Origin of the sequence: Rhizobium sp. Root482 (assembly GCF_001426565.1) — a bacterium.
Classification (GTDB): domain Bacteria; phylum Pseudomonadota; class Alphaproteobacteria; order Rhizobiales; family Rhizobiaceae; genus Pararhizobium.
This window is the reverse complement of record NZ_LMFA01000001.1, coordinates 47,706-72,541: the sequence shown is the minus strand read 5'-3', so window position 1 is coordinate 72,541 and position 24,836 is coordinate 47,706. Positions and strand designations below refer to the sequence as shown.

Sequence of the window (24,836 nt, the reverse complement as noted above, 5' to 3'; positions counted from 1 at the left end):
AAAATCCTTCGGGAGGAGAAAATGAAATACCACCGCATCCTTGCAGCATGCGGAATGCTGGTCGTTTTTCTGTCGACCGGCAGCGCCGCTGCTTACGCTGGGCCGTGCCATCAGCGCGCAGCTCTCGACCAGGCCTATTGCGACGTCGATGGCGATCTCGTTGCGGACCTGCCGACGGACAGGTCGAAATTGCGCGATCCCGATACGCTCGTCTGGGCGTTCGCCCCGATTGAGGATCCGGCTGTCTACGCCCAGCTGTTTCGCCCGTTCACGCAACATCTTTCAGCCTGTCTCGATCGCCAGATTGTCTATTATCCCATCCAATCCGTCTCGGCGGAAATTGCAGCCATGCGGGCCGGCCGCCTGCATTTCGCAGGATTTTCCACCGGACCGACGGTCGCGGCGGTCAATACCGCAGGCGCCGTGCCCTTTGCCGCGAAAGGACAAAGCGGCGCCGTGCGAGGTTATCATCTCGTCGCGATCGTGCGAGCCGATTCGGCCTACCGCGCATTGACAGATCTGAAGGGAAAGCGCGTCGCCCATGTCTCCGCCGCGTCAAACTCCGGCAACCTTGCGCCCCGCGCACTCTTTCCTGCCCAGGGCCTCATTCCCGATACCGACTATCGGCCGATCATGTCCGGGGCGCACGACAAGTCGGTCATGGGCGTGCTTTCAGGCGACTATGACATGGCGGCGGTCGCGTCTGATGTTCTCGAGCGTCTGGTGGAACGCGGGGCGATCGACCGTGCTGCCATTCGCATCCTTTATGAAAGCCCCCTCTTTCCGACAGCAGCCTTCGCCCATGCGCACGATCTCGATCCTGCGCTGGCGCACAAATTGAAAACCTGCTTCTTTTCCTTCCATTTTCCGGCAGACATGACGGCCGCCTTCAACGGCGACGAACAATTCCTGCCGGTCCGATACGACGAGGCATGGCGAACGGTCCGCGCGGTTACCGACGCGGTCGGCGCCTTACCGGACTGAGCCCTGAACACACGGTTACGAACCAGAAGTGATCCAATGACCCTGCAAATCCCTTTGCCGGACGGCCCGCTGCGTCCCCGGCCGGTCTGGAAAAGACTGTCCTATCTGGTCCGCGTCAACAGCGCCGACCCGACGCTCCTGCTCGCGCTCCTGCTTTTGGTCGTCTTCGGCTATCTCATCCTCGCCCCGGTCCTGCTCCTGCTGGTCGATGCGGTGACGGTGCATTTCGCCGATCTCGCACGCACCCGGCAGGGTCTTGGGGACCTGACCCTCTATTACCTCACCCGCGTACTCATCTCGCCGATATCGCGAGATCTCTTCTGGTGGCCGCTCGCCCATACGGCGATCATCTCTGCTGCCGCGATCGTGCTTGCATTCCTGGTGGGCGCCCCCATCGGCTGGCTGCTCAGCCGCACCGACCTCACGGGCAAGAGGTGGTTTTCGACAGCACTGCTTCTGCCCTACATGCTGCCGTCCTGGACCTTCGCGCTTGCTTGGCTTACCCTCTTCAAGAACCGCACGACCGGCGGCCAGCCTGGCTGGATGGAGACCTTCGGTCTCACGCCGCCGGACTGGCTGGCCTATGGTGCGCTGCCGATCGCACTGATCCTGGCGCTACACTACGCGCCCTTCGTTGTCCTGCTGTTCGGTAATGCCCTAAAGCAGTTCGATACGCAGCTGGAGGATTCGGCGCGCAGTCTCGGCGCCGGTCCGGTCATCGTCGCGCGCCGGATTATCCTGCCATTGATGATGCCCTCGCTGGTATCGGCCGCAACCCTCATCTTCGCCAAATGCCTTGGAGACTTCGGTGTCGCCTATGTGCTCGGTGTCCCGGTCGGCTTCGATGTGCTCGCCACCTCACTGTTCCGCGCCATCTCGACCAGCCAGGCCGGAGCCTCGGCCGTGCTTGCCGGTATGATCGTGCTCCTCGGCACGCTCTCCATCGTGATCGACATGCGGCTTCTGAAAGAAGCCAAACGTTTCGTGACCATCGGCTCGAAGGGCGCCATGGTCCGCCAGACACCGCTCGGCAAGTGGCAGATGCCGGCACTTGCCTGGGCGTTCACGGTCTTTCTTGTCAGCGCCGGAATACCCCTCATCGCGCTGACGCTGACCACGGTGATGCGCGTGCCAGGTTCGTTCAGCCTGGACAATTTCACCCTCGATTACTGGATCGGCACCGATCTCGGCACGACGGCACTTCATCAGGGCATTCTGCTCACCGGTGAATTCTGGCTGGCGCTGTGGAACACCGTCTGGATGGTGGGTATCGCGGCCTTAGGCGCCGGGACACTCGGCCTCCTCGTCGGCTATGCCGTGGTCCGATCACCGGTGGGCATGGTTTCCGTTGCGCTTCGGCAGATCACCTTCCTGCCCTATCTGGTGCCGGGCATCGCGTTTGCGGCGGCTTATCTCTCGATGTTCGCCGTCGCCCGCCCGCCGCTGCCGGCACTTTACGGCACGCCGGTCATCCTCGTCCTCGCGATCCTCGCAGATCAGATGCCCTTCGCTTCACGGGCCGGCATTTCCTCGATGATGCAGCTCGGCCGGGAGCCGGAAGAAGCGGGGCAGATCGTCGGCGCCGGCTGGTTCCGCCGCATGCGCTCCATCGTCCTGCCGATCCAGCGCGGCGCGCTCGTTTCGGCAATCCTCTTGCCCTTCATTTCCGGCATCAAGGGCCTCAGTCTCGTCGTCGTGCTTGCGGTTCCCGGCACGGACCTGCTCACGACCTACGCAATCCGCCTTGTCGACTACGGCTACAGCCAGGCCGCCAACGCGGTGGTCGTGATGCTCTGCGTCGTCGCCTTCACCGGCACGATGCTCGTCCAGAAGATCGGCAAGGCCAACCTCTCAGACGGCATGGGAAGCAAATAATGTCCGCCATCACCTTGGAAAACATCCACAAGAGCTACGGTCGCACCGGCCCTGACGCCATCGGCAACCTCAGCATGGAAATCGGCGCCTCGGAATTCCTCTGCCTGCTCGGTCCCTCCGGGTGCGGAAAGACGACGACCTTGCGCATGATTGCCGGCCTCGAGCACCCGACGGACGGGCGCATCCTCGTCGACGGAAAGCCGATCGTTTCCGTTTCGGAGGGCATTTTCACCCTACCGGAAAAGCGCAATATGGGTCTGGTCTTCCAGAATTACGCGCTCTGGCCGCACATGACGATCCGCGACAATGTTGCGTTCGGTCTCACTCTGCGCAAGATGCCGGCTGCCGAGCGCGACGCCATCATCGACCAGGTCATGACGAAACTCGGCATTGCCCGATATGCCCAGCGCTATCCGGCACAGCTTTCCGGCGGTCAGCAGCAGCGTGTGGCGCTCGCCCGCATGCTGGCGCTGAACCCTTCCGTCATCCTGCTCGACGAGCCGTTGTCGAACCTCGACGCCAAACTGCGGCTCGAAATGCGCGCGGAGCTGAAGCGGATTCATGCCGAGGCCGGCTCGACCATCGTCTTCGTCACGCATGATCAATGGGAGGCGATGACGCTTGCCACCACGATCGCCGTGATGAGCGAGGGCGAGTTGCAGCAGATCGGAACCCCCGACGACATTTATGAGCGCCCTGCAAATCGTTTCGTCGCCGAATTCGTCGGCAGCCTTCCCATCAACGTCATCGAGCGGGGAGAGGACGAGCCCGGGCCATTGCGCGCCTGGCTCGGCCGCCTCCTCGTGCACTTCGGCGTTGACGCCGCCACCGTCGCATCCGCCGGCATTCGGCCGGAAGCCACGCGACTGGGGGTCCTTTCCGAGGAAGAGGTTGCCAAGCGCGCGGCGGGACAAGGTACCATCGTCGACATCGTCCCGACGGGTGGTAGCTGGATCGTCGAACTCGACATCGAGGAAAGCCGCTTCTTCGCCATCGCAACCGAGAACCCGCGCATGAAGGCGGGAGAACGCACCCATTTCTGGGTCGAGAGGGAGCAGCTGCATCTCTTCGACCGGGAGAAGAAACGCATCGCCCCCTGACGGGGATGCGCAACCAAGGGCTATGGAGGAAAACTATGCCTAAGATATCGACGTACATGCTGGCCGGCGTTTCGGTCCTGGCAATTGGCCTTGCAAGCGCCAAGGCGCAAGAGGCAAAGGAAATTGGCATTCCGGACAGCGAATACTCGCTGGAGGCGCTGATCGAGGCGGCCAAGACAGAGGAGCCGATTACCGTCATCGACGCGACCGGCAAGATCGTCTCGATGGCCGAGAATTTCTCGAACAAGTACGGTCTCAAGGCGACGGGCGTGAAGATGAGCGGCCAGGACCAGGAACAGGTCATCGCCCGCGAAGCGGCCGCCGACAATGTTCGCACCGACGTCTTCAACATGAGCAACCTGCCCTCGGTGACGAGCCAGATCCTGCCGCAGGGTTTTGGCATTTCCTGGCTCGCTCCGGATATCAAGGACAAGATCCCGGCCGAATATCAGAGCCCGGCAATCACCAGCAATAATCCGTGGGTATTTGCCTACAATACCGACGTCCATGGCGACACCTGCCCCGTCGACAATCTCTGGGCGCTGACGACAGAGGAATGGAAGGGTCGCGTCGCTATACCCGATCCCCTGCTGCGCAACGAGACCATGTTCTGGTTCAACCAGCTCGCGACCCATGAGGATGTCGCAATGCGCGAAGCCTATAAGGCGCAGTTCGACGAAGAGCTGAAAACCGACGAAGCGAACGCGACGGCCGAATGGGTCAAGCGTCTTGCCCAGAACAAGCCGAAGGTCACGAAAAGCGACACGGATGTCGGCCCGATCGTCGGCGCCAAGGAAGAAAAGCCGCCGATCGGGTTCCTCAGCGCGGCCATCTTCCGCGACGCGAAGAAGGACGGCTATGGCATGGGCATCTGCAAGGAGATGAAGCCCTGGATCGGCCAGCTCACCCCGCGGGTCGCGGTCATCGCTAGCGGCACCAAAAGCCCAAACACCGCGAAACTCTTCGTCCGCTTCATGATGACCGAGGAAGGCATGGCGCCCCAGCTTGGGGACGGCAAGATCTCCACGAATAGGGACGCAAAGATGCCGGAAGGCGAAGCCTCCGGCATTGCGAACGTCGTGGACCGCCTCTATGTCAACCACTCCGAAACGACACCGGACGATTTTGCCAAGCTGCAGGATTGGCAGGATTTCTGGTTGACCAATTCACGCTGAACCTCATTGCCCCACGCGATAAGCGTGGGGCAAACTTTGGTCCTACGGGTGTGTTGAAGAGCGATTTCAGCTTGTCCAGTGGCACGAGCTTCGTCTTTTCGGCGATGCCCACTGTTCCCCGGCCTTGGACATTAGAGTGGAGGGAGAAAGCCGACCGACGGCTCAAAGCTGCGGCCCTTCAAGAACGTCCACATCTGGTGTTGTGGCTACTCGACGATCTTCCAATAGGAATCTTTGCGGATCACCTTGCCGTTTCGAAACGTATAAAGATCGCAACCCTGGACTTCCGTTTTTGTCCCGTTGACCGACGTACCCATGAGAAACCATCTCGATATCCCAGTTCCGGATGCTTCATCGACGAAATGCTCAGCATTGTTGTAGGCAACGTCAGGCAGACCCTGAAAACGCGACGCCAGAGCCTCTCGCACCTTGGTCTTGCCTTCGAAGCGAGACCCCCATGGATGTTGTCCGCGTGGCATTTCCAATATGCAGTCTTCAGCAAAGTAGGTCATGATAAGATCGATGTCATGTGCGTTGAAAGCATCGCACAAATCCCTCAGTCGCCGACGCAAGTCCATCACGGTCTCCACCAATTGAAAAAGCGCGCTCGCGATCCTACCATGTTTTCTTCGGTTTTGCAGGGAGGTGCATTGTTGCGTGGGCAAGGGGTGCCTCCCCATTTAAAGTATGCGTCGGAGCTGCCGAGCACCGCCTCGATGCTCGGCCCAGCGCCATTTTGGACGAAGGAGACCACGCCTTGCCCAGATGCTTCGGCCAGAATTCCAGATGGACTTTTCCTCACAGATCGACGGGCAGGTGCGCGCGCATCTTCGCGCTTGGCTTGAAAAGCATCCGTCGGTGACACCGCAGCATGGTACACGAAAACGAACGTCACCCTTCTCGGACGCAATCGGCGCAGCCCGCATGACGTTTTGGGACCAGGGCATCTATCGACAATACCCGCCAGACCCGGACATTCCCAAATCCCAATCAAGCCGCGTCAAGCGCATGACACAGGCACTGTGCTTGCCGCATAATCTACAAAGTCGAGCTAAGAGCTATAGTGTAAACAATCCGCGTGTCAGCGTCGAGACAATTGCGGCCGCCCTCGCGGCGCGGTTTAACGCGCAATCCTTGAAAGTGATGCATGCAATGACGCGGTGCCATTCAAGATAGGCCCGCATCGTCGAACTGCCGTCCTACCGTGACCGAGCGTGGGAGCGCGTCCTTTTTTTGAACGAGATCGGCAATGTGACGGGCGATGGGGATCGCAGAGGTTGCGGCTGGCGAAGGGGCGTTGCAGACGTGGACCATTCTCGCCGTGTCCAGAAACAGGAAGTCGTGGATCAGATCGCCACTGCGCGTTACCGCCTGGGCCCGAATGCCGGCCGCGCGGGGCTGAAGATCGTCGTCTTTCAGCTCCGGAAGAAACTTTCGACATTCCGCAACATATTGCGGCTTCGAAAGGGAGTTTTTCCATTCACCCAGACCAGATCGCCAGTGCCGGCGCAAGAGCCGCCAGAATCCAGGGAAGGACAAGTAGTCTGCGACATCCCCAATGTCTAGCGAGCCCCGCCGATAACCTTCGCGGGCGAGGCCCAAAACCGCATTGGGTCCGGCCGTCAGTCCGCCGTGGATGGTGGGCGTTAGATGGATGCCGAGAAAGGGCAAGTCGGGGGACGGGACGGGATAGATCAGATGATGGACGCGCGTGCGCTCCTGCTGAACGACGTCGTAGTATTCGCCCCGGAAAGGGATGATCCGATAATCGACAGGAAGTCCGGCGAGGCGAGCTATTCGGTCGGACTGCAGGCCCGCGCAGGCGATGAAGTTGGAGGTCCGCCACGTCCTGCCGCCTGCATGGACAATGACGCAGGAACCTGTTTCGGAAATGGCCTCAACCTCGACGCCGAGAACGAGCTCACCGCCGGCCCGAACAAGGGAGCGACTGAGCGCGTCACATAACTGGGAGTAATCGACGATGCCCGTCTCGGGCACGAACAGCGCCGCGAGGCCTGAGAGGCGGGGCTCGCGGCGGCGAAGCTCAACTGCGTCGATCTTCTCGACACCGATCCCGTTGGCATGGGCATTCGCCTCCAGTTGATCCAGCCCTTGCCTCTCTGTCTGCGTCGTTGCAACGACCAGTTTGCCACGTGTTTCATAGGCGATCGCGTGTTGGTCGCAAAAGTCGCGGGTCGCCTCTGCGCCACGGCGGCAAAAATCCGCCTTCACGCTCCCGGGCTTGTAGTAGATCCCCGCATGGATGACGCCGCTGTTGTGGCCTGTCTGGTGAACCGCGACGTGGGGTTCCTTCTCAAGAACAACGACGCTGGCGTCGGGCCAGCGGCGAAGAAGTTCGGCTGCGGTCGCCAGCCCGACAATGCCTGCGCCGACAACGCAAAAATCGTGGATCACAAACGTTTCTCCTCATTCGACCCAGGCCTTGCCGCCTTCCCGTAAGAGCGGAGAAGCCAAGGCTAAGCCGGTTGTCCGCACGAGACAATGCCCTGAATGGATGTGCGCCCTTCCGAATGGACGATCCCCCCTCTCCTTTCGGTCACGTTAACGCCCCCGGGCTACTTCGCTATCGTGACGCACACCCCTGCTCGACACATTTCAACCGTCCGCCAAAAATCACCGGCTCGTCCCACGCCAAAATCCGGAGCAAGATCATGTTCGCTCTTTCGATCAGCATCATCGGCACGATCACCCTAAGCGTCTTGCTGATCAGCATCATGCGTCGCGCCGCTGTCCATCTCGCGCTGATCGACCATCCCGACGCGCGCAAGCAGCACGAAGGCGTGATCCCGCTTTGCGGCGGCGTTTGCATCTTCTCAGTTTTCACGGCAAGCCTTTTCTTTTCGGGCGCGCACGACGTGCTCGACGCGGTCGCCTGGATCGGCCTTGCCGTAATCGTCATTGTCGGCATGGTCGACGACATGCATGCACTCCCCGCCCGCCTTAGGCTCTCCCTGCAGTTTGCCGCAGCCGCACTGCTCATCAACGCCCTGCCGTTGTCGACCATTTCCTTCGGTACGCTTTTTCCAGCAGACATAGGCCCGGTGCCTGTGGTTTTCGTTTTTGCGATTGTCTTCGTGTCCGGGTCGATCAATGCCTGGAACATGCTGGACGGCGTCGATGGACTGGCCGGCGGTTCAGCGGCCATGGCCTTGCCCTGGCTGATGCTCTTTGCGGCAGAAGCCGGCGACGGGACGCTCATCTTTCCGATCGAGATGCTGATGGCGGCAATCTTTGGATTCCTGTTCTTCAACATGCGAAGCCCCTTTCGCAAAAGGGCCAGTGTGTTTCTCGGCGATGCCGGAAGCACGGCACTCGGCGCAACCATTGCCTATCTCATCTTGCGCCTGTCATGCGGCCCGAACGCCATCGCATTTCCCGTGTTGGCCTGGATCATTATCGTTCCTGTGATCGACACTTTAAGCCTGATGGTTCGCCGGACCTGGGCTCGGCGCAGTCCGATGTCGGCGGACCGCTGGCACATGCATCACCTTTTGCTCGACCAGGGCTTCTCACCTGCACATACGACGCTGATCATTCTAGCGGCATCAACGCTGTGCGGCGGCTGGGGCTATATCGGCCATGATCTGGGAATATCAGATACGGTCATGACCATCGGTCTGCTGATGCCAGTCGCCGTCCATACGGCTTTCGTCGCACTCGTATCAGGCACGATGAACGGACAAAGCCCAACACTCGCTCGGATCGCCCAGATACAGACATTCGACGTTGGGCCGATATCTGATGCTGGGAGCAATGCACCAGCCAAACCCATGCTGGTGGCTTCGGATATGTCGGCGAGCGTCGTTTCTCTGACATCACTGCCGGTCGTGGCGCCACCGACCCGCGCAGCAGGTTCCCAAACCGGGCTCGGACGCGGGTGGCTTTGATGGCGGCGAGCCTTGCAGCTCCTGGATTGAGGCAACGCAAGATTGCGCCGGCGGCATTCGCCCTCGTTGCGCTTTTTTGCGTGTCCGCAAGCACCTATGCCCTGGCCCTTCGGGGCGCCGAAACGCTGCTGACAGTGCGCACCCCGGATAGGCATGCGGACATTATCGTCGTTCTGGGCGGGGACGGTCCAGTGCGGGCGCGACAGGCCGCATTGTTATGGCGCCAAGGCGTTGCAGACCGAATCCTCGTAACCGGTCGTGGCGACTGCAAGGACATTATGGATTGGATGATGCAGGATGGCGTATCAGAAACGGCCGTTGTCCTGGAGTGCGATTCCGCTTCCACGTGGGAGAATGCCGAATTTTCAGCGCCGCTCCTCAAGCACATGGGCGTTCGCCGGGGCGTGCTCGTCACGAGTTGGTTTCACTCGCGCCGCGCCATGAGATGTTTCGAGGCGATCGTGCCAGGCGTCGATTGGATGTCATCGCCGGCAGAACCCAAGATGACCTATCGTCGGTTGCTGTTGGACTTTGAGGGCTGGCAGGTGTTCAAGGAATATCCAAAGACGATCTGGTACCGGTTGCGCACCCTGGGACTCAAGGCGCAAGACACCGTTTCGGTCGCGTTCGACAGGCGGGCCGTGGGATGAACTGGCTACTGACATCCGGTTTATTGGCTATGGTGTCGTTCCTGCTCGGCTGGGGCATGATCCGGCGTGAACGCCTGTTTGAGTTTCCGTTTCTCGTTGGCGTCATGACCTTCAGCTTCATCATTCCACAGGTTCCCGGCCTCGCCGAGGATCACTTTCTGGCGGACGGCGCCTTCAACAGGACCGTTGCCTTCTCGATTGCTTGTCTCTTCATGTGCTGGCTTGGCTGGCGGAAAAATGCAAAGCCCCTTCGGTTCATGAATGTGCAATTCGATGAATTCCGGCTGCTGGTGGCAGCCCTCATGCTGTCGCTTTGCGGCGCTTATTTCTATTTTCAACTAAGCCGACTGCCCGGCGACATGACCATTGCCGTGCAAATGACGGGCGCTCCGGTGGTCTACATCTTCTTCGGCCGGTTTCTCAGCTATGGACTGGCGATCGCCGTGCTTTGCATGGCCCGCCGCTTCACCTGGATGTCGTTCCTGATCGTGTGTTTCGATCTTGTCTTCTATCTCGACCGGATTGTTGTTACCGGAAAACGCGCCGAAGCAGTTGAGATGTTCGCGATCTTCGCGCTCGCCTACTACTTCTACCGCGGATGGTTGCTGCGTCGGGCGGTGGTCCTAGCGGTCGTCGTGTTGGGAACTTTGCTGATGAACAGCATGGGCGACTACCGCGCGATCACACAGGCCAACGACGCTCCGGTTTGGAACAAGGTGCGCGAGATCGATGTCGTCGGGAATGCGATGACATTGCTGACCCAGGGCGGCCCGGAAATGCGCAACGCGATCCTGCGAATGGACAGCACGCAATCGACATTGCAGTTCGATTTCGGTGCGTTCCACTGGAACAGGCTGGTCTTCAATTATGTTCCAGCGCAGCTATTCGGGGAAGACTTCAAGCAGTCTTTCATGCTGGACGTGCCAATGCTCGACAGGGGCTACGACCCGATCCTCGGTACAACAGAGACCGGCATGGCGGATGCCTTTGCATCTTTCTGGTACTTTGGCACGCTCAAATTCCTGCTGCTGTCCTATTTGGTCCGTCGCATTTGGGTGACTGCGAAGAGCGGAATGTTCGCAGGTCAGATCACCTATATTCTGTCGATCGTACCGGCCATGCACGCCGTCTCCCATCAAACCGACTGGGTTATGGTGGTCTGGGTCCATATGGCGATGTTTCTTGTGCCCGCCCTTCTCATCGCATTGGTTCCGGCTCGTCCGGAGCGACCGCAGCCAAGGAGCCTTCCCCGTGCAGTCGCGATATGAAGATCCGACGTTTGAAGCTGGCACAACCCTGCCCCGGTTCGGCGGTCCGACCTTCGCTCTGCGTTTCCGCTTGATGCGTCTCCTGTGGATGATCGCTTGGCTGGCGCTCGCCCGCTGGACGCCGCCACCCCTCAGGCGCTGGCGAAACACTGTTCTGCGCCTTTTCGGCGCAAGACTTCATGCGACAGCCATCGTACATGCCAAGGCAATCGTCTGGTGGCCGGGCAATCTCGAGATGGGCGCGTTCGCCTCGCTTGGCCCCGGAGTCATCTGCTACAATGTTGCGCCCGTCCGTCTCCACGCCTTTGCCATCGTCTCCCAGCGCGCGCATCTTTGCACCGGTTCCCACAATGTCCAGGATAGCGGTTTCGAGCTGGTCAGCCGGCCGATCGAACTGCGCGCCAACAGTTGGATCGCCGCCGAGGCCTTTGTCGGTCCCGGCGTCATAGCGGGAGAAGGCGCCGTTCTCGGCGCGCGCGGGGTCACCGTCAAACTTATGGAAGCATGGACGATCTATGCCGGCAATCCGGCGCGACCGGTGGGCAATAGAACGCCCGCAGCCGCAGCCGCTCACCCATCAACCGCCGCCTCGGCGCAATAAGCATTGAGCGTCATTGCCGCGATTTTTGGCCATGTGTAATTTTCCAGCACCAGTGCACGACCGTTTTTCCCCATGCGGCGCGTCATCGCAACGTCGCCAAGGATCGCGATAAGCGCATCGGCCACCTCGGTCGGATCAAGCGCAACAACAAGGCCGGCATCCGCCGTCGCCACCTCCGGGAAGTGGCAATTGTGGGTGATCACCGCCGGTGTGCCGCAGGCCAGTGCCTCGGTGATGGCAATGCTGAACCCTTCCTGTCGGCTAGGAAGGCAAAAACACGCCGCGTCGACGATCGCCTGCAGCTTTGCCGGGCCGTAGATCGGGCCGACGATGCGTACGCGGTCGCTAAGTCGCAGGTCGCGCACCAGTGCCGTAAACCCGGCCAAAGAGCCGCCATCCGGACCGGCAACGACGAGATCGACATCGGGGCAGGCATCTGCGACGATCCGGAAGGCTTTCGCCAGAATATCGAGGCCCTTCTTGTAATGGAGCCGTGACAGGAACAGAACGAAGCGTCTGTCGTCGGCGAATTCAATATCGCGCCTGAACAGGCCCTGTTGCGGGAGGGGGGCGAACTCCTCGGCGAAAACGCCGTTCGGAATGATATGTTTGGGCGCCTTCAAAGCCAGCGGCGCCATCAAATCTACCTCATCAGCATTTAGCGCGTGAATGAAATGCGCCTCATCGAGCATCTTGCGATAACCCAGTTTCAGGGCTGTTCGCTTCTTCCAGGCCTTTTGCTGCAGGCTCCAAAGATCGAGCATGCCGGCGGGGCAGATGCAGTAGGGGATTTTTGCTCGGCGGGCCAGGCTGGCAGCGAGCTTAAGCATGGGCTCCCAGACGCCGTGTAGGTGCACCATGTCGGTGTGCCGAAGAACGTCGTTCAGCACAGTCCGCCCGTCCAGACACAGGACAAGTTCCATGGAGTCGGTGCGCGCCATGATATGAAGGTAGACCCCGTCGAAGCCCGGTATGGCGCGCGCCGCTTCGAACATCCGGCCCTTGGCATTTGAATCGCCGTAGCCGACCAGGTGGATATCATGGCCCATCAGGGACTGGGCGGCCGCCAACCGCATTGCCACGGCCTGAAGCCCCCCACCTTCGGCATCAATGGAATGAATGACGTGAACAATTTTCATGTCGCCGTCTTGCTCCGTTCCGGAGGAAGATTGGATAGGGCGGCGAGCAGCCGCTCTCCATAGCGAGCGACCGTGAAGGCACGGGCACGCTCGACCGCATTTTCTCCCATCATCCGGCGCAGGGCATCATTTGAGGCCATGAGATCGATCGCCGCGGCAATCGCCTCGCCGTCGCGGATGGGAACGACGAGGCCCTCGACGCCGTGGCGGACGACGCTTCCCGTGTTTTCCGTGGTGATCACCGGCAGTCCCGCCGCCAGCGCCTCATAGACAACGGTTGCAGAACCTTCGCAAAGAGAAGGCAGCAGGAACACGTCCGCCCAGCGATACTCATCGTGAATGCCGGCACGCGGAACGATGCCGCGTAGCTCGATATGTCGCGCCAGATCCGACCGGACGGATGCCGAAAGCTTTGTGGCGCCAGCCATACGGAAGACGGCGGAACCTTTGAGCCGAGACGCCGCCTCCAGTATGTAGGGCGAGCCCTTGCGCAGTCCCACAGCACCAACGACCAGGACCCGAAGCGGCCCAGGCTTGCGAATGCCGGTATCCCGCTGGAAGGTGGGATCAACGCCGTAGGGAACAACGATGCATTTCTCGCAAGGCGTTCCCCCGGCGATGACATGCCCGGCAACAAAATCCGATGGGCAGATGATCCGGTCCGCGAGCCGCCACTCCGCGCGCTCGCGGGCAGCAAAAATCTTGTCGAGAGGGTCGCGCAGCGCTGCGCCCTCCCATTGCGGAAACCGCTGCCTCTCCGCCAGCATCAGTTCCTCTAGAACATCGCGCGGCGCGATCATTTGCTCGACCGCTGTCCACATGCCCTGACGTCTTGCGGCACGCATCTGCTCGAGAGCATCGCCGCTGAACGCGTAAAGTCCCACCGCGCCATGAAAGCCGCTACGAGAGACGAGGCGTGAAAACGTCGTGCCGGCCCAAATGGCGTGGGACGTCTCCTCCGACGTGTTGGTAACGCGCAGCCGGCGCACGCCGGACCGCAGTCCAAATGTCGGGAACACCGTCATCAGCTCGCACGGCACTTCCGCGGGAACTCGCCGGCCAACCAGCCGTCGCAACGCGGCGGGCAAAAGCGAGGAGGGAATTCGCGACACGAATTTCGGCCATCCCTTCGTCGCGCAAATGTCGGTGTAAAAATGGCCGAGGCTCTTCTGCGAGGCGAGGATCCTGGGAACCGCATAATGCATCCGGGCGCCAAGCTGGCTGACAACGATGGTGGCACTCATGACGGCAGCTTCCGGGGCGTTGACACGGCTTTCGGTTCCAAGCGACGTTCAAAGGTTTTTAGAATGCCAAACCAACGGTCGATGGCCTGGTCGGCGGAATAGTCGTTCTCGATCAGTTGCCGGGCAATGGCGGCCATGGACGCACAACGCTCGGGCGCGGCGCTGAGGTCGATGATCAATGCGGCCAACGCCACGCTTGAGCCAATCTCCACCGTCTCACCGCACCCCGATGCTGCGATTGCCTGTGCCACTTCTCCCTGGTGTGTCCCGATGAAGATGCTTGGTCGTCCGGCAGCAAGGATGCCATAGAACTTGCTTGGAACAATGCAATGCTCCAGCGACGGCAGTAGCGTCACAATGTGCACATCGGCCGCACCGAGACTTTCGGCAAGATTGCGGCTCGGCTGCAGAGGTTTGAACACCATGTTTGCGAGCCCCAAGTGCCGTGCGCGTTCCACAACAGCGGCGTGCTGCTGGCCACTGCCAATCATTAGAAAGCGGATGTCCGACCGATCTCTGAGCAGGCTCGCCGCATCAAGCAGGGTTGTGAAGTCGTGCGCACGCCCGAAATTTCCCGAATAGCCGACGACGAAGCTGCCCTCTAGCCCCCAGGCACGGCGCAGCCGGTTCTCGGCCGGCGCTACCACGCCAATCTCCTTCGTGTCGGAAAAATTATGAACAACCACGATCCGAGCCTTGTTTTTCACATGGCGGCAGACATGTTGCGCCATTGTGCGCGTCGGGCAGACAACGGCATCAGAGGCGCGAAACGCCAGGTCGCGTAACCAGAGCGACACCGTGGCAAGCACGCCCTTGCGGCGCAGAAGACCAAGTTCGATGGCGGTCTCGGGAAACAGATCCAGGACCCAGTTGACCACTTTCGCACCTTTCAGTCGCATGGCCAGGGTTCCCGTGACGCTGAGCATGGGCGGATCCGTGCAAAGCACGCACACATCCCCTTTCGACACATTGCCGAGGCCCCACAGAAACGCTGCGAGATGGAAAATCAGGTAGTCGAGCGCCCTGCCGCCGATCCTGTCTCGCCCGAAATGCGACGTTTCCAGCCGTCGAATCCGCACGCCCGAGACGGTTTCGTCTCGGTCGAGGCGGACGTCGGTCCTGTCGTGCAGAGCCCGGCTTGTGATCGCGGTTACCTCGAAGCCTCGTGCCGCGAGTGCGAAGGCAAGCTTGGAGACGACGCGGCTGGTGGCAGACTGATCCGGATGGAAATACCGATTTGCGAATACGACTTTCATGAAGAACCGCTCCAAGGTCAGCGGCGCGCGCCGGCGCGGCCTTTCGTGTCGGCAAACAATGTTGGCAATTGTACAGCGGCACAAGGTCGACAATCGGTCAATGCGCACGGACCCAATGTGCCACTGCGCGGCACTGAATAGCCGGACTGACTAGACCCGGCCGATCACCGCCTCCTTTTGAACAGGTCTGCGACGCTTTTTAAATCCGCCGCACACTTTTGATCAAGGTGAAGAGGGTGAAAGCCGTCTGTAAGAAGGGAGTAGCCGGAGAGCTCCCTTTGCATCTCCAGGTCTCACAATGAGGAGCAGACGATGACGGAAAAGACTGCGTTGATCATCGGCGTGACGGGACAGGATGGCGCCTATCTCAGCGAGATGCTGCTCGGAAAGGGATACAATGTCCACGGTCTCAAGCGAAGATCGTCGTCCTTCAACACCGCGAGGATCGATCACCTGTATCAGGATCCGCACACGGACGGTGCACGCTTCCATCTCCATTTCGGAGATCTGACCGATGCGACGAATCTGTGCCGGGTGATCATGCAGGTGCGGCCGGACGAGATCTACAATCTAGGCGCACAAAGCCACGTCCAGGTCAGTTTCGAAACGCCCGAATATACTGCCAATGCCGATGCGCTCGGCACGCTGCGCATCCTGGAAGCGATGAGGCTGCTCGATATTGGCGAAACGTGCCGCTTCTACCAGGCCTCGACCTCCGAACTCTTCGGCGGCGCGAAGGAGGCGCCGCAGCACGAGGGAACGCCCTTCTATCCTCGAAGCCCATACGCGGCCGCAAAGCTGTACGCCTATTGGATGACGGTGAACTATCGCGAAGCCTATGGGTTCCATGCCTCGAACGGCATCCTCTTCAACCACGAAAGCCCTCTGCGGGGGGAGACATTCGTGACGCGAAAGATCACCCGCGCCGTTGCTGCGATCGAGCACGGCATGCAGGACGTCCTGCGTCTCGGCAATCTCAACGCGCGCCGCGACTGGGGTCATGCGCGCGACTATGTCGAAGGCATGTGGCGGATCCTTCAGCAGGAAACGGCGGACGATTACGTGCTGGCCACAGGCGAGTGCCATACCATCCGAGAATTCGCCGAACACGCCTTCGGAGTGGTCGGCCGCCGGATCGAGTGGAACGGAAAGGGCGTCGAAGAATGCGGCTACGATCGAAAGAGCGGGCGCCGACTGATCCAGATCGATCCACGCTATTTCCGACCGACCGAAGTGGACCTTCTGCACGGCAATCCCGCCAAGGCGCGCGCCAAGCTTGGCTGGACGCACACGACGTCCTTCGAGGCGCTTGTGAGCGAGATGGTCGAATCGGACATGAGAAACGTCCGGCTTCAGGAGGGACGCAATGACATTCACGGATGACCGGGCGGCACCATCCTGCGATTTCCGCGGCAAGCGGGTCTGGGTCGCCGGTCACACCGGCATGGTGGGGTCGGCGCTGGTGCGCCGGCTGCAGCGAGAAGATTGTGACATCCTGACGGTGGACCACAGTGAACTCGACCTGACACGGCAGGCCGAAACGGAGGACTGGATGAGAAGCCGGCGTCCGGACATGGTCTTTATGGCCGCCGCAAGGGTCGGCGGCATTGCGGCGAATGCGCGTTATCCCGTGGAATTCCTCTATACCAACGCGATGATCGCACTCAATACAATGCGGGTGGCGGCCGACATAGGCGTATCGAAATATCTCTGGATGGCATCCAGTTGCGTTTATCCGAAATTTGCCGAACAGCCAATTCGCGAAACGGCCTTGCTCGGCGGGCACCTCGAGGAAACCAACCAGGCGTACGCCATCGCAAAGATCTGTGGCATCAAGCTGGCCGAGGCCTATGCCTCACAATACGGCAAACCGTTCATGTCCGTCATGCCGACCAATATATATGGCCCGGGCGATAATTTCGAACTTGAATCCGCCCATGTTCTGCCAGCATTGCTGCGCAAGATGCATGAGGCGAAAGCCGCCGGCCGCCAAAGCATCATTCTCCTGGGAACCGGTACGCCGACCCGCGAATTTTTGCATGCTGACGATCTCGCGGACGGCTGCATCTATGTGATGAAACACTATCACGGCACCGACCTCATCAATATCGGATCCGGCGAGGAACTTTCCATTCGCGAACTCGCGACGATCGTTGCCGAGGTCGTGGGCTTTGGCGGGCACATCGTCTGCGACACATCGAAACCCGACGGGACGGCGCGCAAGAGACTCGACATCTCGAAAGTGTCGGCGCTCGGATGGAGGCCAGCGATTGAACTGAAGGAAGGTATTCGCGACCTCTATCTCAGGTGGCAGCGCTCCGGCTACTCCGCGCGAGCGTCCTATCTGACAAGCCGCACGGGTGGTTAGGCGTCAGGTCGGACGCCGGACCGGATATGAGGTGACACAGTCGCCCCTCCATCGTCGCGCGGTTTTCTTCCCGGGCGGGGCTGCCGCCACTTAATCCGTATGTTGCAGGCTTCCAATGACCATGTCGCTCACCTGGGGCACCGTGATGCGCAGGATGTCGCCGCCGCGTACTGGATCGGTCTCCTGAAGAACGCTTTCTTGGTAAGCGCCGTTGACCGGTCGGACCACTGTAAACACCGGCGCGGCCTTGATCTCGCCCAGACTGGCGCGCCGCGCCGCACTGCTCATGCGCGATATTGCCTCGAGATTGAACGCCATGCGGCGGCGAAGCCGCACCAGATCGATATTCACCTCGCGGAGATCCTTGGCGGCCAGACTGTGTCGGTTCAAGACGAGCGAAAGAATGCGCTGGTCAATTTCGGACTCGTTTTGCCGCGCGCGTGCGAGATAGGCTCCAGCTTCCAGTAGATCGCGATTGGCGGCCGAGACCTGTCTTTGCTGGTCACGTAGCTCCGCCTTTACAACCAGGCCCTTCGATACAAGAGACGCCGAGGCATCGGCCTGCTCGGTTACCAGCTTCAACTCGGTTGCGCGCAACGCCGTGCTCTGTTCAAGCGTCTTGATTTCCTCGGCGAAATTGGCTTTCTGACGAATAAGACTGCGCTTTTCCGTCTCCATCTGCGCAACGGACAGCTCGTAAAGCCTGCGTTCAGCTTGAACGATCTCATCCGCTGTCGCCGGGTCCGCTTGACCGTTAAGATCGTAAACAAACGGTCCATCATTGAGTTCAGCCTCCAGGCGCGCGCGTTTCACGTCCTGCGCCAATACCTGAAGATTTCCATCGACATACTCCTGCCGCATCACCATCAACTGGAGCTCGGAAGACATCGTCTTGTCGGTGGCTTCGCGCAGGCCTCCGCTGAGTGCGAATAATTCCAGCGCGATCATACCGGGGCGAAATTGGTATCGGCCCGAATTGCGCACGTCGCCGATGACGAAAACCGGTGCATATTCGGTCACGGCAACAGCAACCGAGAGGTTGGCGATGTGCTCGACGAGCGACACCCTCAAAAGCTCGGCAATATCGGGCGCTGTCTTGTCGAGCACATCGACAGTCCCCAGGATCGGATAGCCGATCGTGCCATCGGCGCTAACCGGAAACTGCCCGGTAAGACCGGCATCGCCATATACAGTGATCGAGAGGACATCGCCGGCGCCGACCTTGTATTCTTGGACGGCTAGGTTCGTCGCCGCCTGAGCGACTGCGCCGTGCATGACCGGGCCGCAAAATGTCAAGGCGAGCGCCATCGTCCACGCTTTCGTCTGCAGGACGGAGAATCTTGTCAAAACAGAGCGCTCCATCATCGCGCGCCTCCAGCTTCGGCATATAGTCTTTCGGCTAACGATGTACCGGCCTTGTGGCTCCGGGTAGCGCGAACGTGCTTTGAGCTGGACGCCGGCGCGCCGCCCCGGACATTGAACCGGTCATTGGCCACAACACCGACGATATCCACCCCTGCCAGCCGAAGGCTCCTGATACGCTCGGCGAGTCCAGGATAATCGACCCGTTCCATGCCCACGACCATCAGCGTGGCGTCGGAGAGAAGTGCAATTCCCACAGCGTCGCACCCGATGCTCAGTGCCGGCATATCGATCAGCACGACGTCGTAACGCGATCTGAGCATCGCGATCAACGCCGCAAACTGGGCCTTGCCCAAAATGAAATCGGCAGGCAGGCCAGAGGCCGCTGAACACAGGATATCCGCGGCTGACCTGCCATCCCTGCGGATCGCCATCTCGACCGGCAGTCCGTCGAGAACGACCCTTTCCAGCATGGGTTCGGCGGCAATGCGAAACTCCGCGGCGATTGTCGGTGTGCGAAGATTGGCGTCGACCACGATCGTTCTCGTGCCCATTGCTGCAAGGGAGCGGGCAAGATTGGCGGTGACGAAGGATTTTCCCGTCGCCGGCGTGGCGGAGGTAAGGGCGATGACATAGCCTTCAGCGCTCTTGCGCTTGAGGCGAAGACTGGCCTGCAGATCGGCGAAGGCGTCACCAAACGGCGAATGGCTGTCGGTGATGAGGGTCGCGGCCACGGACTTGTCAGCAGTGCTCAAGCCGGGAATCCGTCCAACGACGGCAAGGCCCGTCTTTTCTGCCAGAGTGGCAATCGACCGCACGGAACGGTCCGTCAAATGGCGCAGCAAGGCCAGAGACATTCCCGCCCCGGTTCCCGCGATCGCCCCGATCAGCATCCAGAGTGTAAAATTGGGACTGGCGGGGCGCGTCGGACGCATCGCGCGTGAAATAACGCGCGCCTCGGCAGTCGCAATGCCGTCCTGCTCGATCGTCTGCTTGTAGCGTGTGAGGTAGCTTTCGTAAATCGCCCGGTTTGCGCTTGCCTCGCGATCCAGTTGGTCGGCGTGCACAAGCGATTCGCTCGTCTTTGACATGGCGTCCTGCATCTCCTGCAGACTCGATTCAAGGCCCGCCTGCTGCCGTTGCGACACGCTGATCTCGTTTCGCAGGCTGCCGATGATCTGGTGCGTTTCCTTGACGATCTGCCTTCGGATCGAGGCAAGCTGAGATCGCAGGGTCGTGATTTGTGGATTTTTCGTCGCGCCGCTTTCCTCTATTTCCGTAACGCTCCGACTGATGCGCGCCTCTTCCACACGCAGCTGCTGAATTGTCGGCGAAGCGAGAACCTCGGTCAGCGACAGTCCGTCGTCTCCAGTCGCGACGGCAGATACTGCAGTTTCAAGCCGTGCAGTCGACACGGCAAGGCGTCCCCTCATGGCGGCAAGCTCGACATTCAGCGCGCCGATTTGCTGGGATTGCAGCGTGAGACCATTAGCCTTTACCAATCCCGATGCTTCACGAAACGTCGTGGCCTTGCGCTCCGACTCCTCCAGCGTCGAGCGCAGACTGACGAGCCGACTACCAAGCCATTCGCTGACGCGACGGGTGGCACTGGTTTTCAGATCGAGTTGGTAAGCGATATAGGCTTCCCCATAGGCATTCGCCACGGCGGCCGCATATTGCGGGCTACCGCTTCGGAAGGAAATATAGATCGTGTAGGAACGGCCGTCATTGACGGCGCGTACATTGGTCATGAGATCGTGAATGATCGCCGGCCTGGTCAAGTCTAGCGAGGCGCCGACAGTCTGATCGATGCGGCGCGCCTCCTTCAGGCGAGGACCTGGTTCCATGGTTGCCGCAGCGTCAGGAGACAGCACCTCGCCGCCCTGCGGCGTCCCCGCGTCGAACAGCGACTGGAGTACGCGCTCGGCCATCATACGCGAGCCGATAATGTCGATTTCGGTGCGCAGCACGGGGCTCTCTTGTGGAAGCGCGGAGACGACCGATTCCGTTGGAAGCGCCTGCAGTTTGCGTACGTCCAGGGCCAGCACTGTCTCAGCCATGTAACGCGGCGGGCTGACGGCATAGCCAATCAGGCCGGCGCATAGACCGATGACAATGCAGGAACCAAACAACACCTTTCTTTCGGCGACCACCGAAAGCAGGAAGGGCTGTGACGTTTCGCCAGAAATGTGGATCGGATCGGATCGGATCATCGCTAAAGCCTCATGCATCCGAATGGGAGCGTGCGAGAAGTCAAATGCTGGCACGTTGGCCAGAGAGACCGCCGATCTTGAAGGCGACCTCCGATCGATTGGTCGCCCCAAGCTTCCGCATGATGTTGCGGATATGCACTTTGACGGTGCTCTCGGACAAATGGAGTTCGTAGGCGATCGACTTGTTGGCCTTCCCGCAGCGCAAGGCTCGGGCGACCGCGGACTGGCGTGGCGTAAACCATTGATCGTCCAGAACTTGCGGCGCACGCACGGATTCCAGACTGTCACGTAGCGCCATCAGGCTGCTGGCCGGAACAAACCGTCCGCCGGAAATCGCCAGGCAGATCGCGTGGAAACACACGTCTATATCCACAGAGGTGGGAATATAGCCTCTTGCACCGAGCCGGATGATCTCGAGAATGGATTGGAAGTCGCGTTCGTGCGAAAGAACGACGACGGCGGTATCGGGAAACTCCTTGACGACGTCCGAGATCAGGGCGTTGGAAACTTCCGGCCGGTCGTCGCTGACATGAAACAGCACGGCGCGCACCGTCCCGGCCGCCATTGTCTGCCGCTTGTCCCGCCAGGCCTGAAGCGAGGGAAATGAAAGAGCGCTCAAAGCATTCTGATGGGCGCGAAAAGCATGGACCAGGCATTCCCGCTTCAGCGTTCGCTCATCAATGATGACGATACAAGCCTCCTCAATATCGATCGACGTTGGGAAAGCGGCAAAGGGCATCTCGCCGACGTCGATGAATGAGGGCGGATTGTTCCATGCTTTGGCGTTTCGGCTCTGCTCTTGCAACATCTGCTCAATTCCCCGTTCGGGTTGATCGATAACGTCGTTTCCTTGTGGCGACACGTCAACGCCTCGTGACGGTCGCCCTCAGTTCAAGGTTAGCTTGCGAAGCGTGAAGGCTTCGGCAAATCGGCCAGGGGCCCTACATTCGAGCCCGCGCAGTCGCCCCAGGCCGCGGAAAGTTTCCGCATCGAACCAGTCCTTCGAACGCTGCGTGGAGAAATGCTGCAGTAGCAGATCGACTTTGCGGTCCATGATCGCCGGATCGATGGGGAAATAGGCATTTCGGCTCGTGAGGTCGCCGTCCCATTTTGGAATTTCGTATTCGAGGACGAAGTGATCCCGAAAGACATTGGTGGTCAGTTGATTGAGCTCTCGGTGATCCTGGTGCTGGTCATGCGCGCTGTGGGTGAAGATAACGTCCGGGGCGGTCCGGTCACGCAAGGCCGTGAGCCAGTCCTTGATCTCGCGTCTTTGGCTTGGAAAAAAGCTATCCTCGAAACTCTCGATCTCGATACGGCTTGTGGCGACACCCTTCAAAAACGCGCGGGCAGAGCGGGCGGCCTCGTCCGCCCGCTCGCCCGGAGCGCTCAGCACGCACCAGTGGACATCGAGAGACACACCGGCTGCGACGAGGCTTAGTATCGTTCCTCCCAGACCGATCTCTATGTCGTCCGAGTGCGCTCCAAGGCACAATATGGAGAGTGCCTCGCCGTTCGAGGCCAGCGTCAGGGCTTTCATGACATAGCCATCACGCGCGGACGCGGCTGCTGGGCACCCGACGATATCCACGGCATCTCGCCGCGATCGACCATCTCCTGCAAGGACTGCCAATCCCGCAACGTGTCCATCGAACGCCAGAAACCCTCGTGTTTGTAGGCCATCAGGAGATCATCGGCGATCAGGCGCGTGAAGGGCTCCAGCACCAGCTCCTCGCTTTCGCGCATGTAATCAAATATCTCCGGCTTCATCAGGAAGTATCCGCCGTTGATCCAGATGTCGGAGGTTTGCGAGGAACGGAACTGTCGCACCCTGCCATCCTGTTCGATATCGGCGAGATGATAAGTGAGCGGCGGGCGCACGGCCAGGAAGCAGGCGAGTTTCCCGCTCGCCTCGAATTTCTCGATCATGTCATCGAGATCGACATCGCAGAGACCGTCGCTGTAATTGGCGAGGAACATGCGCTCGTTTTTCACCTGGTCGCGCACGGCCCAGAGCCGCTCGCCTATATTGCGCCAGATTCCGGTGTCGATCAGCGTGATACGCCAGTCGCGCTGCATCTCGCCGAGCATCTCGATCTCGCCGCCTCCCGAGACGATACAGTCGGAAAACATTTGAGGGCGGGCGTTGAGGAAGAAGTCCTTGATGATATTGGCTTTGTAGCCCAGACAAAGCACGAATTCGTCATGGCCGTAATTGGCGTAGTACTGCATGACATGGCGCAGAATCGGCTGCGAACCGAGCGGAATCATGGGTTTCGGAACATTCTCGGAGTACTCCCGGATGCGGGTCCCCATCCCGCCGCAGAACAAAACGACTTTCATGATGCGAACTCCTTCGGATCGACGATGTGGACAAAGGGAATTGGCACGACGAACTTACCGCCCCAGTCGCCTATGCGGCGCATCTGGGCGATGATCTCGTCTTTCAGGTTCCAGGGCAGAATGAAGACATAGTCCGGCTTCGCCGCTTCGATGGCCTCGACGCTGCGGATCGGAATACGCATGCCCGGCGTAAAGCGGCCGTGCTTGTAAGGGTTGAGGTCGACAGTGAAGTCCAGGAAGTCGGTGCCGATGCCGCAATAGTTCAACAGCGTGTTGCCCTTGCCTGGTGCACCGTATCCGCAGATCGATTTTCCTGCTTCCTTGGCGTCGATCAAAAAGGAAAGTATGTTGCGTTTCGTCTTGCGGGCGGCTGCGGCAAAAGCTGTATAAGTCTCGATCCTGTCAAGGCCGGCGGCAATTTCCCGCGCGATGAGTGCGCCCACGGATGGACGCACGGCAAAGCCGTTGCCAGCGTGGGTAAGGTACACCCTCAACGACCCTCCATGGGTCGGGATCTCCTTAACGTCGAACACCTCCAGATCGTGCATTCGCGCCATCGTGCGAACGGTCAGCATTGAAAAGTAGGAAAAATGCTCGTGGTAAATCGTGTCGAACTGGTTGAAGGTCATCAGCGCCAAGATGTGTGGGAATTCGAGCGTTATGACGCCCTCATCGCTCAACAGCATCTTCATTCCCGCGACAAAGTCGTTCAGATCGGGTACCTGCGCCAGAACATTGTTGCCGATAATCAAATCGGCCCTCCGCCCTTCAATCACCATGTCTGCGGCGAGTGCCCGGCCGAAGAAATCGACGCGGGTGGGGATGCCTTTTTCGATCGCCACCCGGGCCACGTTCGCGGCCGGCTCGACACCCATGACCGGTATACCGGATGGCAGGAAATGCTGAAGCAAATATCCGTCATTGCTTGCCAATTCCACGACCATGCTTTGCCGGTCCAACTGCAGTCTCGCGATCATGTCATCGCAATAGGCCTTCGCATGCGCGACCCAGCTCGATGAATAGGAGGAGAAATACGCGTATTCCTCGAAGATTGCCTCCCGGCTTACCTGTTGTTCCAACTGCACCAGCAGGCATTCACTGCAGACAAAGGCATGAAGCGGGAAAAACGCCTCCATCTCATGCATCCGGCTTTCCGGGACAAAGCTCTCACACAGGGGCGATAGTCCAAGATCCACGAAGGTCGTGGTAATCGGCGCATTGCACAGCCTGCAGAAACTTGTCGTTCCCGTGGCTATCGACGGCATGGATTTCGGCTGCACGTTCATCTTCAGGCCCCCTGATCGATACGGTCTTTATAGTTGATGATGTATTCTTTTTCGGTCGCTGCAT

At 59.9% G+C, this 24,836-nt stretch carries 21 protein-coding genes; 10 read left to right on the top strand and 11 right to left on the bottom strand.

Features of this window, described 5'->3' with window-relative positions:
* The first annotated feature begins 21 nt into the window (after positions 1-21).
* From phnD to ASD31_RS00260, 4 genes are read left to right on the top strand one after another with little or no spacing between them, the layout of a single operon-like run.
* Positions 22-984, top strand: coding sequence for a phosphate/phosphite/phosphonate ABC transporter substrate-binding protein (gene phnD / locus ASD31_RS00275; protein ID WP_056328027.1), 963 nt, complete (start codon positions 22-24; stop codon positions 982-984).
* A gap of 36 nt (positions 985-1,020) precedes the next feature.
* Positions 1,021-2,859 carry an ABC transporter permease gene (locus tag ASD31_RS00270; RefSeq protein ID WP_056328025.1) on the top strand — a complete coding sequence of 613 codons (1,839 nt, stop codon included), beginning with the start codon at positions 1,021-1,023 and terminating at the stop codon, positions 2,857-2,859.
* Positions 2,859-3,959, top strand: a complete 1,101-nt coding sequence (locus ASD31_RS00265; protein ID WP_056328024.1) for an ABC transporter ATP-binding protein — start codon at positions 2,859-2,861, stop codon at positions 3,957-3,959. The genes ASD31_RS00270 and ASD31_RS00265 overlap by 1 nt, the downstream gene beginning before the upstream one ends.
* 35 nt (positions 3,960-3,994) lie before the next feature.
* Positions 3,995-5,134 (top strand): ABC transporter substrate-binding protein, encoded by a 1,140-nt coding sequence (locus ASD31_RS00260; RefSeq protein ID WP_056328023.1) that lies wholly within the window; start codon positions 3,995-3,997, stop codon positions 5,132-5,134.
* Positions 5,135-5,340: 206 nt separating this feature from the next.
* On the opposite strand, the gene ASD31_RS00255 is transcribed toward ASD31_RS00260, so the two are convergent.
* Both ASD31_RS00255 and lhgO read right to left on the bottom strand, forming a co-directional pair.
* Positions 5,341-5,799, bottom strand: coding sequence for a nuclear transport factor 2 family protein (locus ASD31_RS00255; protein ID WP_244483720.1), 459 nt, complete (start codon positions 5,797-5,799; stop codon positions 5,341-5,343).
* A gap of 502 nt (positions 5,800-6,301) precedes the next feature.
* Complete coding sequence (gene lhgO / locus ASD31_RS00250) at positions 6,302-7,546, bottom strand: L-2-hydroxyglutarate oxidase (protein WP_200952117.1); 1,245 nt, start codon at positions 7,544-7,546, stop codon at positions 6,302-6,304.
* Between the two features lie 119 nt (positions 7,547-7,665).
* Here lhgO and ASD31_RS00245 point away from each other — a divergent pair, with 119 nt between their 5' ends.
* From ASD31_RS00245 to ASD31_RS00230, 4 genes are read left to right on the top strand one after another with little or no spacing between them, the layout of a single operon-like run.
* A complete protein-coding gene (locus ASD31_RS00245; protein WP_082520340.1) occupies positions 7,666-9,042 on the top strand; it encodes a glycosyltransferase family 4 protein in 1,377 nt (458 codons plus the stop codon).
* The gene (locus tag ASD31_RS00240) at positions 9,042-9,692 is read left to right on the top strand and encodes a YdcF family protein (RefSeq protein WP_082520339.1); all 651 of its coding nucleotides are present in this window, start codon (positions 9,042-9,044) and stop codon (positions 9,690-9,692) included. The genes ASD31_RS00245 and ASD31_RS00240 overlap by 1 nt, the downstream gene beginning before the upstream one ends.
* Complete coding sequence (locus tag ASD31_RS00235; RefSeq protein WP_056328017.1) at positions 9,689-10,960, top strand: hypothetical protein; 1,272 nt, start codon at positions 9,689-9,691, stop codon at positions 10,958-10,960. The genes ASD31_RS00240 and ASD31_RS00235 overlap by 4 nt, the downstream gene beginning before the upstream one ends.
* Positions 10,944-11,561 carry a putative colanic acid biosynthesis acetyltransferase gene (locus ASD31_RS00230; protein WP_056328015.1) on the top strand — a complete coding sequence of 206 codons (618 nt, stop codon included), beginning with the start codon at positions 10,944-10,946 and terminating at the stop codon, positions 11,559-11,561. The genes ASD31_RS00235 and ASD31_RS00230 overlap by 17 nt, the downstream gene beginning before the upstream one ends.
* Here the strand turns inward: ASD31_RS00230 and ASD31_RS00225 are convergent.
* The 3 genes from ASD31_RS00225 to ASD31_RS00215 are packed head-to-tail and all read right to left on the bottom strand — an operon-like array spanning position 11,531 to position 15,200.
* Positions 11,531-12,700, bottom strand: a complete 1,170-nt coding sequence (locus tag ASD31_RS00225) for a glycosyltransferase (protein ID WP_056328013.1) — start codon at positions 12,698-12,700, stop codon at positions 11,531-11,533. The two genes, ASD31_RS00230 and ASD31_RS00225, sit on opposite strands and share 31 nt — an antisense overlap.
* A complete protein-coding gene (locus ASD31_RS00220; protein WP_056328012.1) occupies positions 12,697-13,944 on the bottom strand; it encodes a glycosyltransferase family 4 protein in 1,248 nt (415 codons plus the stop codon). Before ASD31_RS00220 ends, ASD31_RS00225 begins: the two co-directional genes overlap by 4 nt.
* On the bottom strand, positions 13,941-15,200 hold the full coding sequence (locus ASD31_RS00215; RefSeq protein WP_056328010.1) for a glycosyltransferase family 4 protein: 1,260 nt from the start codon (positions 15,198-15,200) through the stop codon (positions 13,941-13,943). Before ASD31_RS00215 ends, ASD31_RS00220 begins: the two co-directional genes overlap by 4 nt.
* A gap of 312 nt (positions 15,201-15,512) precedes the next feature.
* Between ASD31_RS00215 and gmd the strand changes: the two genes are divergently transcribed.
* Positions 15,513-16,583: a GDP-mannose 4,6-dehydratase gene (gmd, locus tag ASD31_RS00210; RefSeq protein ID WP_056328009.1), complete on the top strand. Its 1,071-nt coding sequence runs from the start codon at positions 15,513-15,515 to the stop codon at positions 16,581-16,583.
* Positions 16,567-17,568 (top strand): GDP-L-fucose synthase family protein, encoded by a 1,002-nt coding sequence (locus ASD31_RS00205; RefSeq protein WP_056328008.1) that lies wholly within the window; start codon positions 16,567-16,569, stop codon positions 17,566-17,568. The genes gmd and ASD31_RS00205 overlap by 17 nt, the downstream gene beginning before the upstream one ends.
* 90 nt (positions 17,569-17,658) lie before the next feature.
* Here the strand turns inward: ASD31_RS00205 and ASD31_RS00200 are convergent, their stop codons facing one another.
* Genes ASD31_RS00200 through ASD31_RS00175 form a run of 6 tightly spaced genes read right to left on the bottom strand, consistent with a single transcriptional unit; the run spans position 17,659 to position 24,772 of the window.
* Complete coding sequence (locus ASD31_RS00200) at positions 17,659-18,933, bottom strand: polysaccharide biosynthesis/export family protein (protein WP_056328006.1); 1,275 nt, start codon at positions 18,931-18,933, stop codon at positions 17,659-17,661.
* Positions 18,930-21,143, bottom strand: coding sequence for a GumC family protein (locus ASD31_RS00195; protein WP_056328004.1), 2,214 nt, complete (start codon positions 21,141-21,143; stop codon positions 18,930-18,932). Before ASD31_RS00195 ends, ASD31_RS00200 begins: the two co-directional genes overlap by 4 nt.
* 40 nt (positions 21,144-21,183) lie before the next feature.
* Entirely contained in the window at positions 21,184-22,005 is an 822-nt protein-coding gene (locus ASD31_RS00190; protein WP_156392443.1) for a response regulator transcription factor, read from the bottom strand.
* A 24-nt stretch (positions 22,006-22,029) separates the two neighbouring features.
* Positions 22,030-22,683 (bottom strand): PIG-L deacetylase family protein, encoded by a 654-nt coding sequence (locus tag ASD31_RS00185; RefSeq protein WP_056328002.1) that lies wholly within the window; start codon positions 22,681-22,683, stop codon positions 22,030-22,032.
* A complete protein-coding gene (locus ASD31_RS00180) occupies positions 22,680-23,486 on the bottom strand; it encodes a glucose-1-phosphate cytidylyltransferase (protein WP_056328000.1) in 807 nt (268 codons plus the stop codon). Before ASD31_RS00180 ends, ASD31_RS00185 begins: the two co-directional genes overlap by 4 nt.
* Entirely contained in the window at positions 23,483-24,772 is a 1,290-nt protein-coding gene (locus ASD31_RS00175) for a class I SAM-dependent methyltransferase (RefSeq protein WP_056327998.1), read from the bottom strand. The genes ASD31_RS00180 and ASD31_RS00175 overlap by 4 nt, the downstream gene beginning before the upstream one ends.
* Positions 24,773-24,836: the final 64 nt, after the last annotated feature.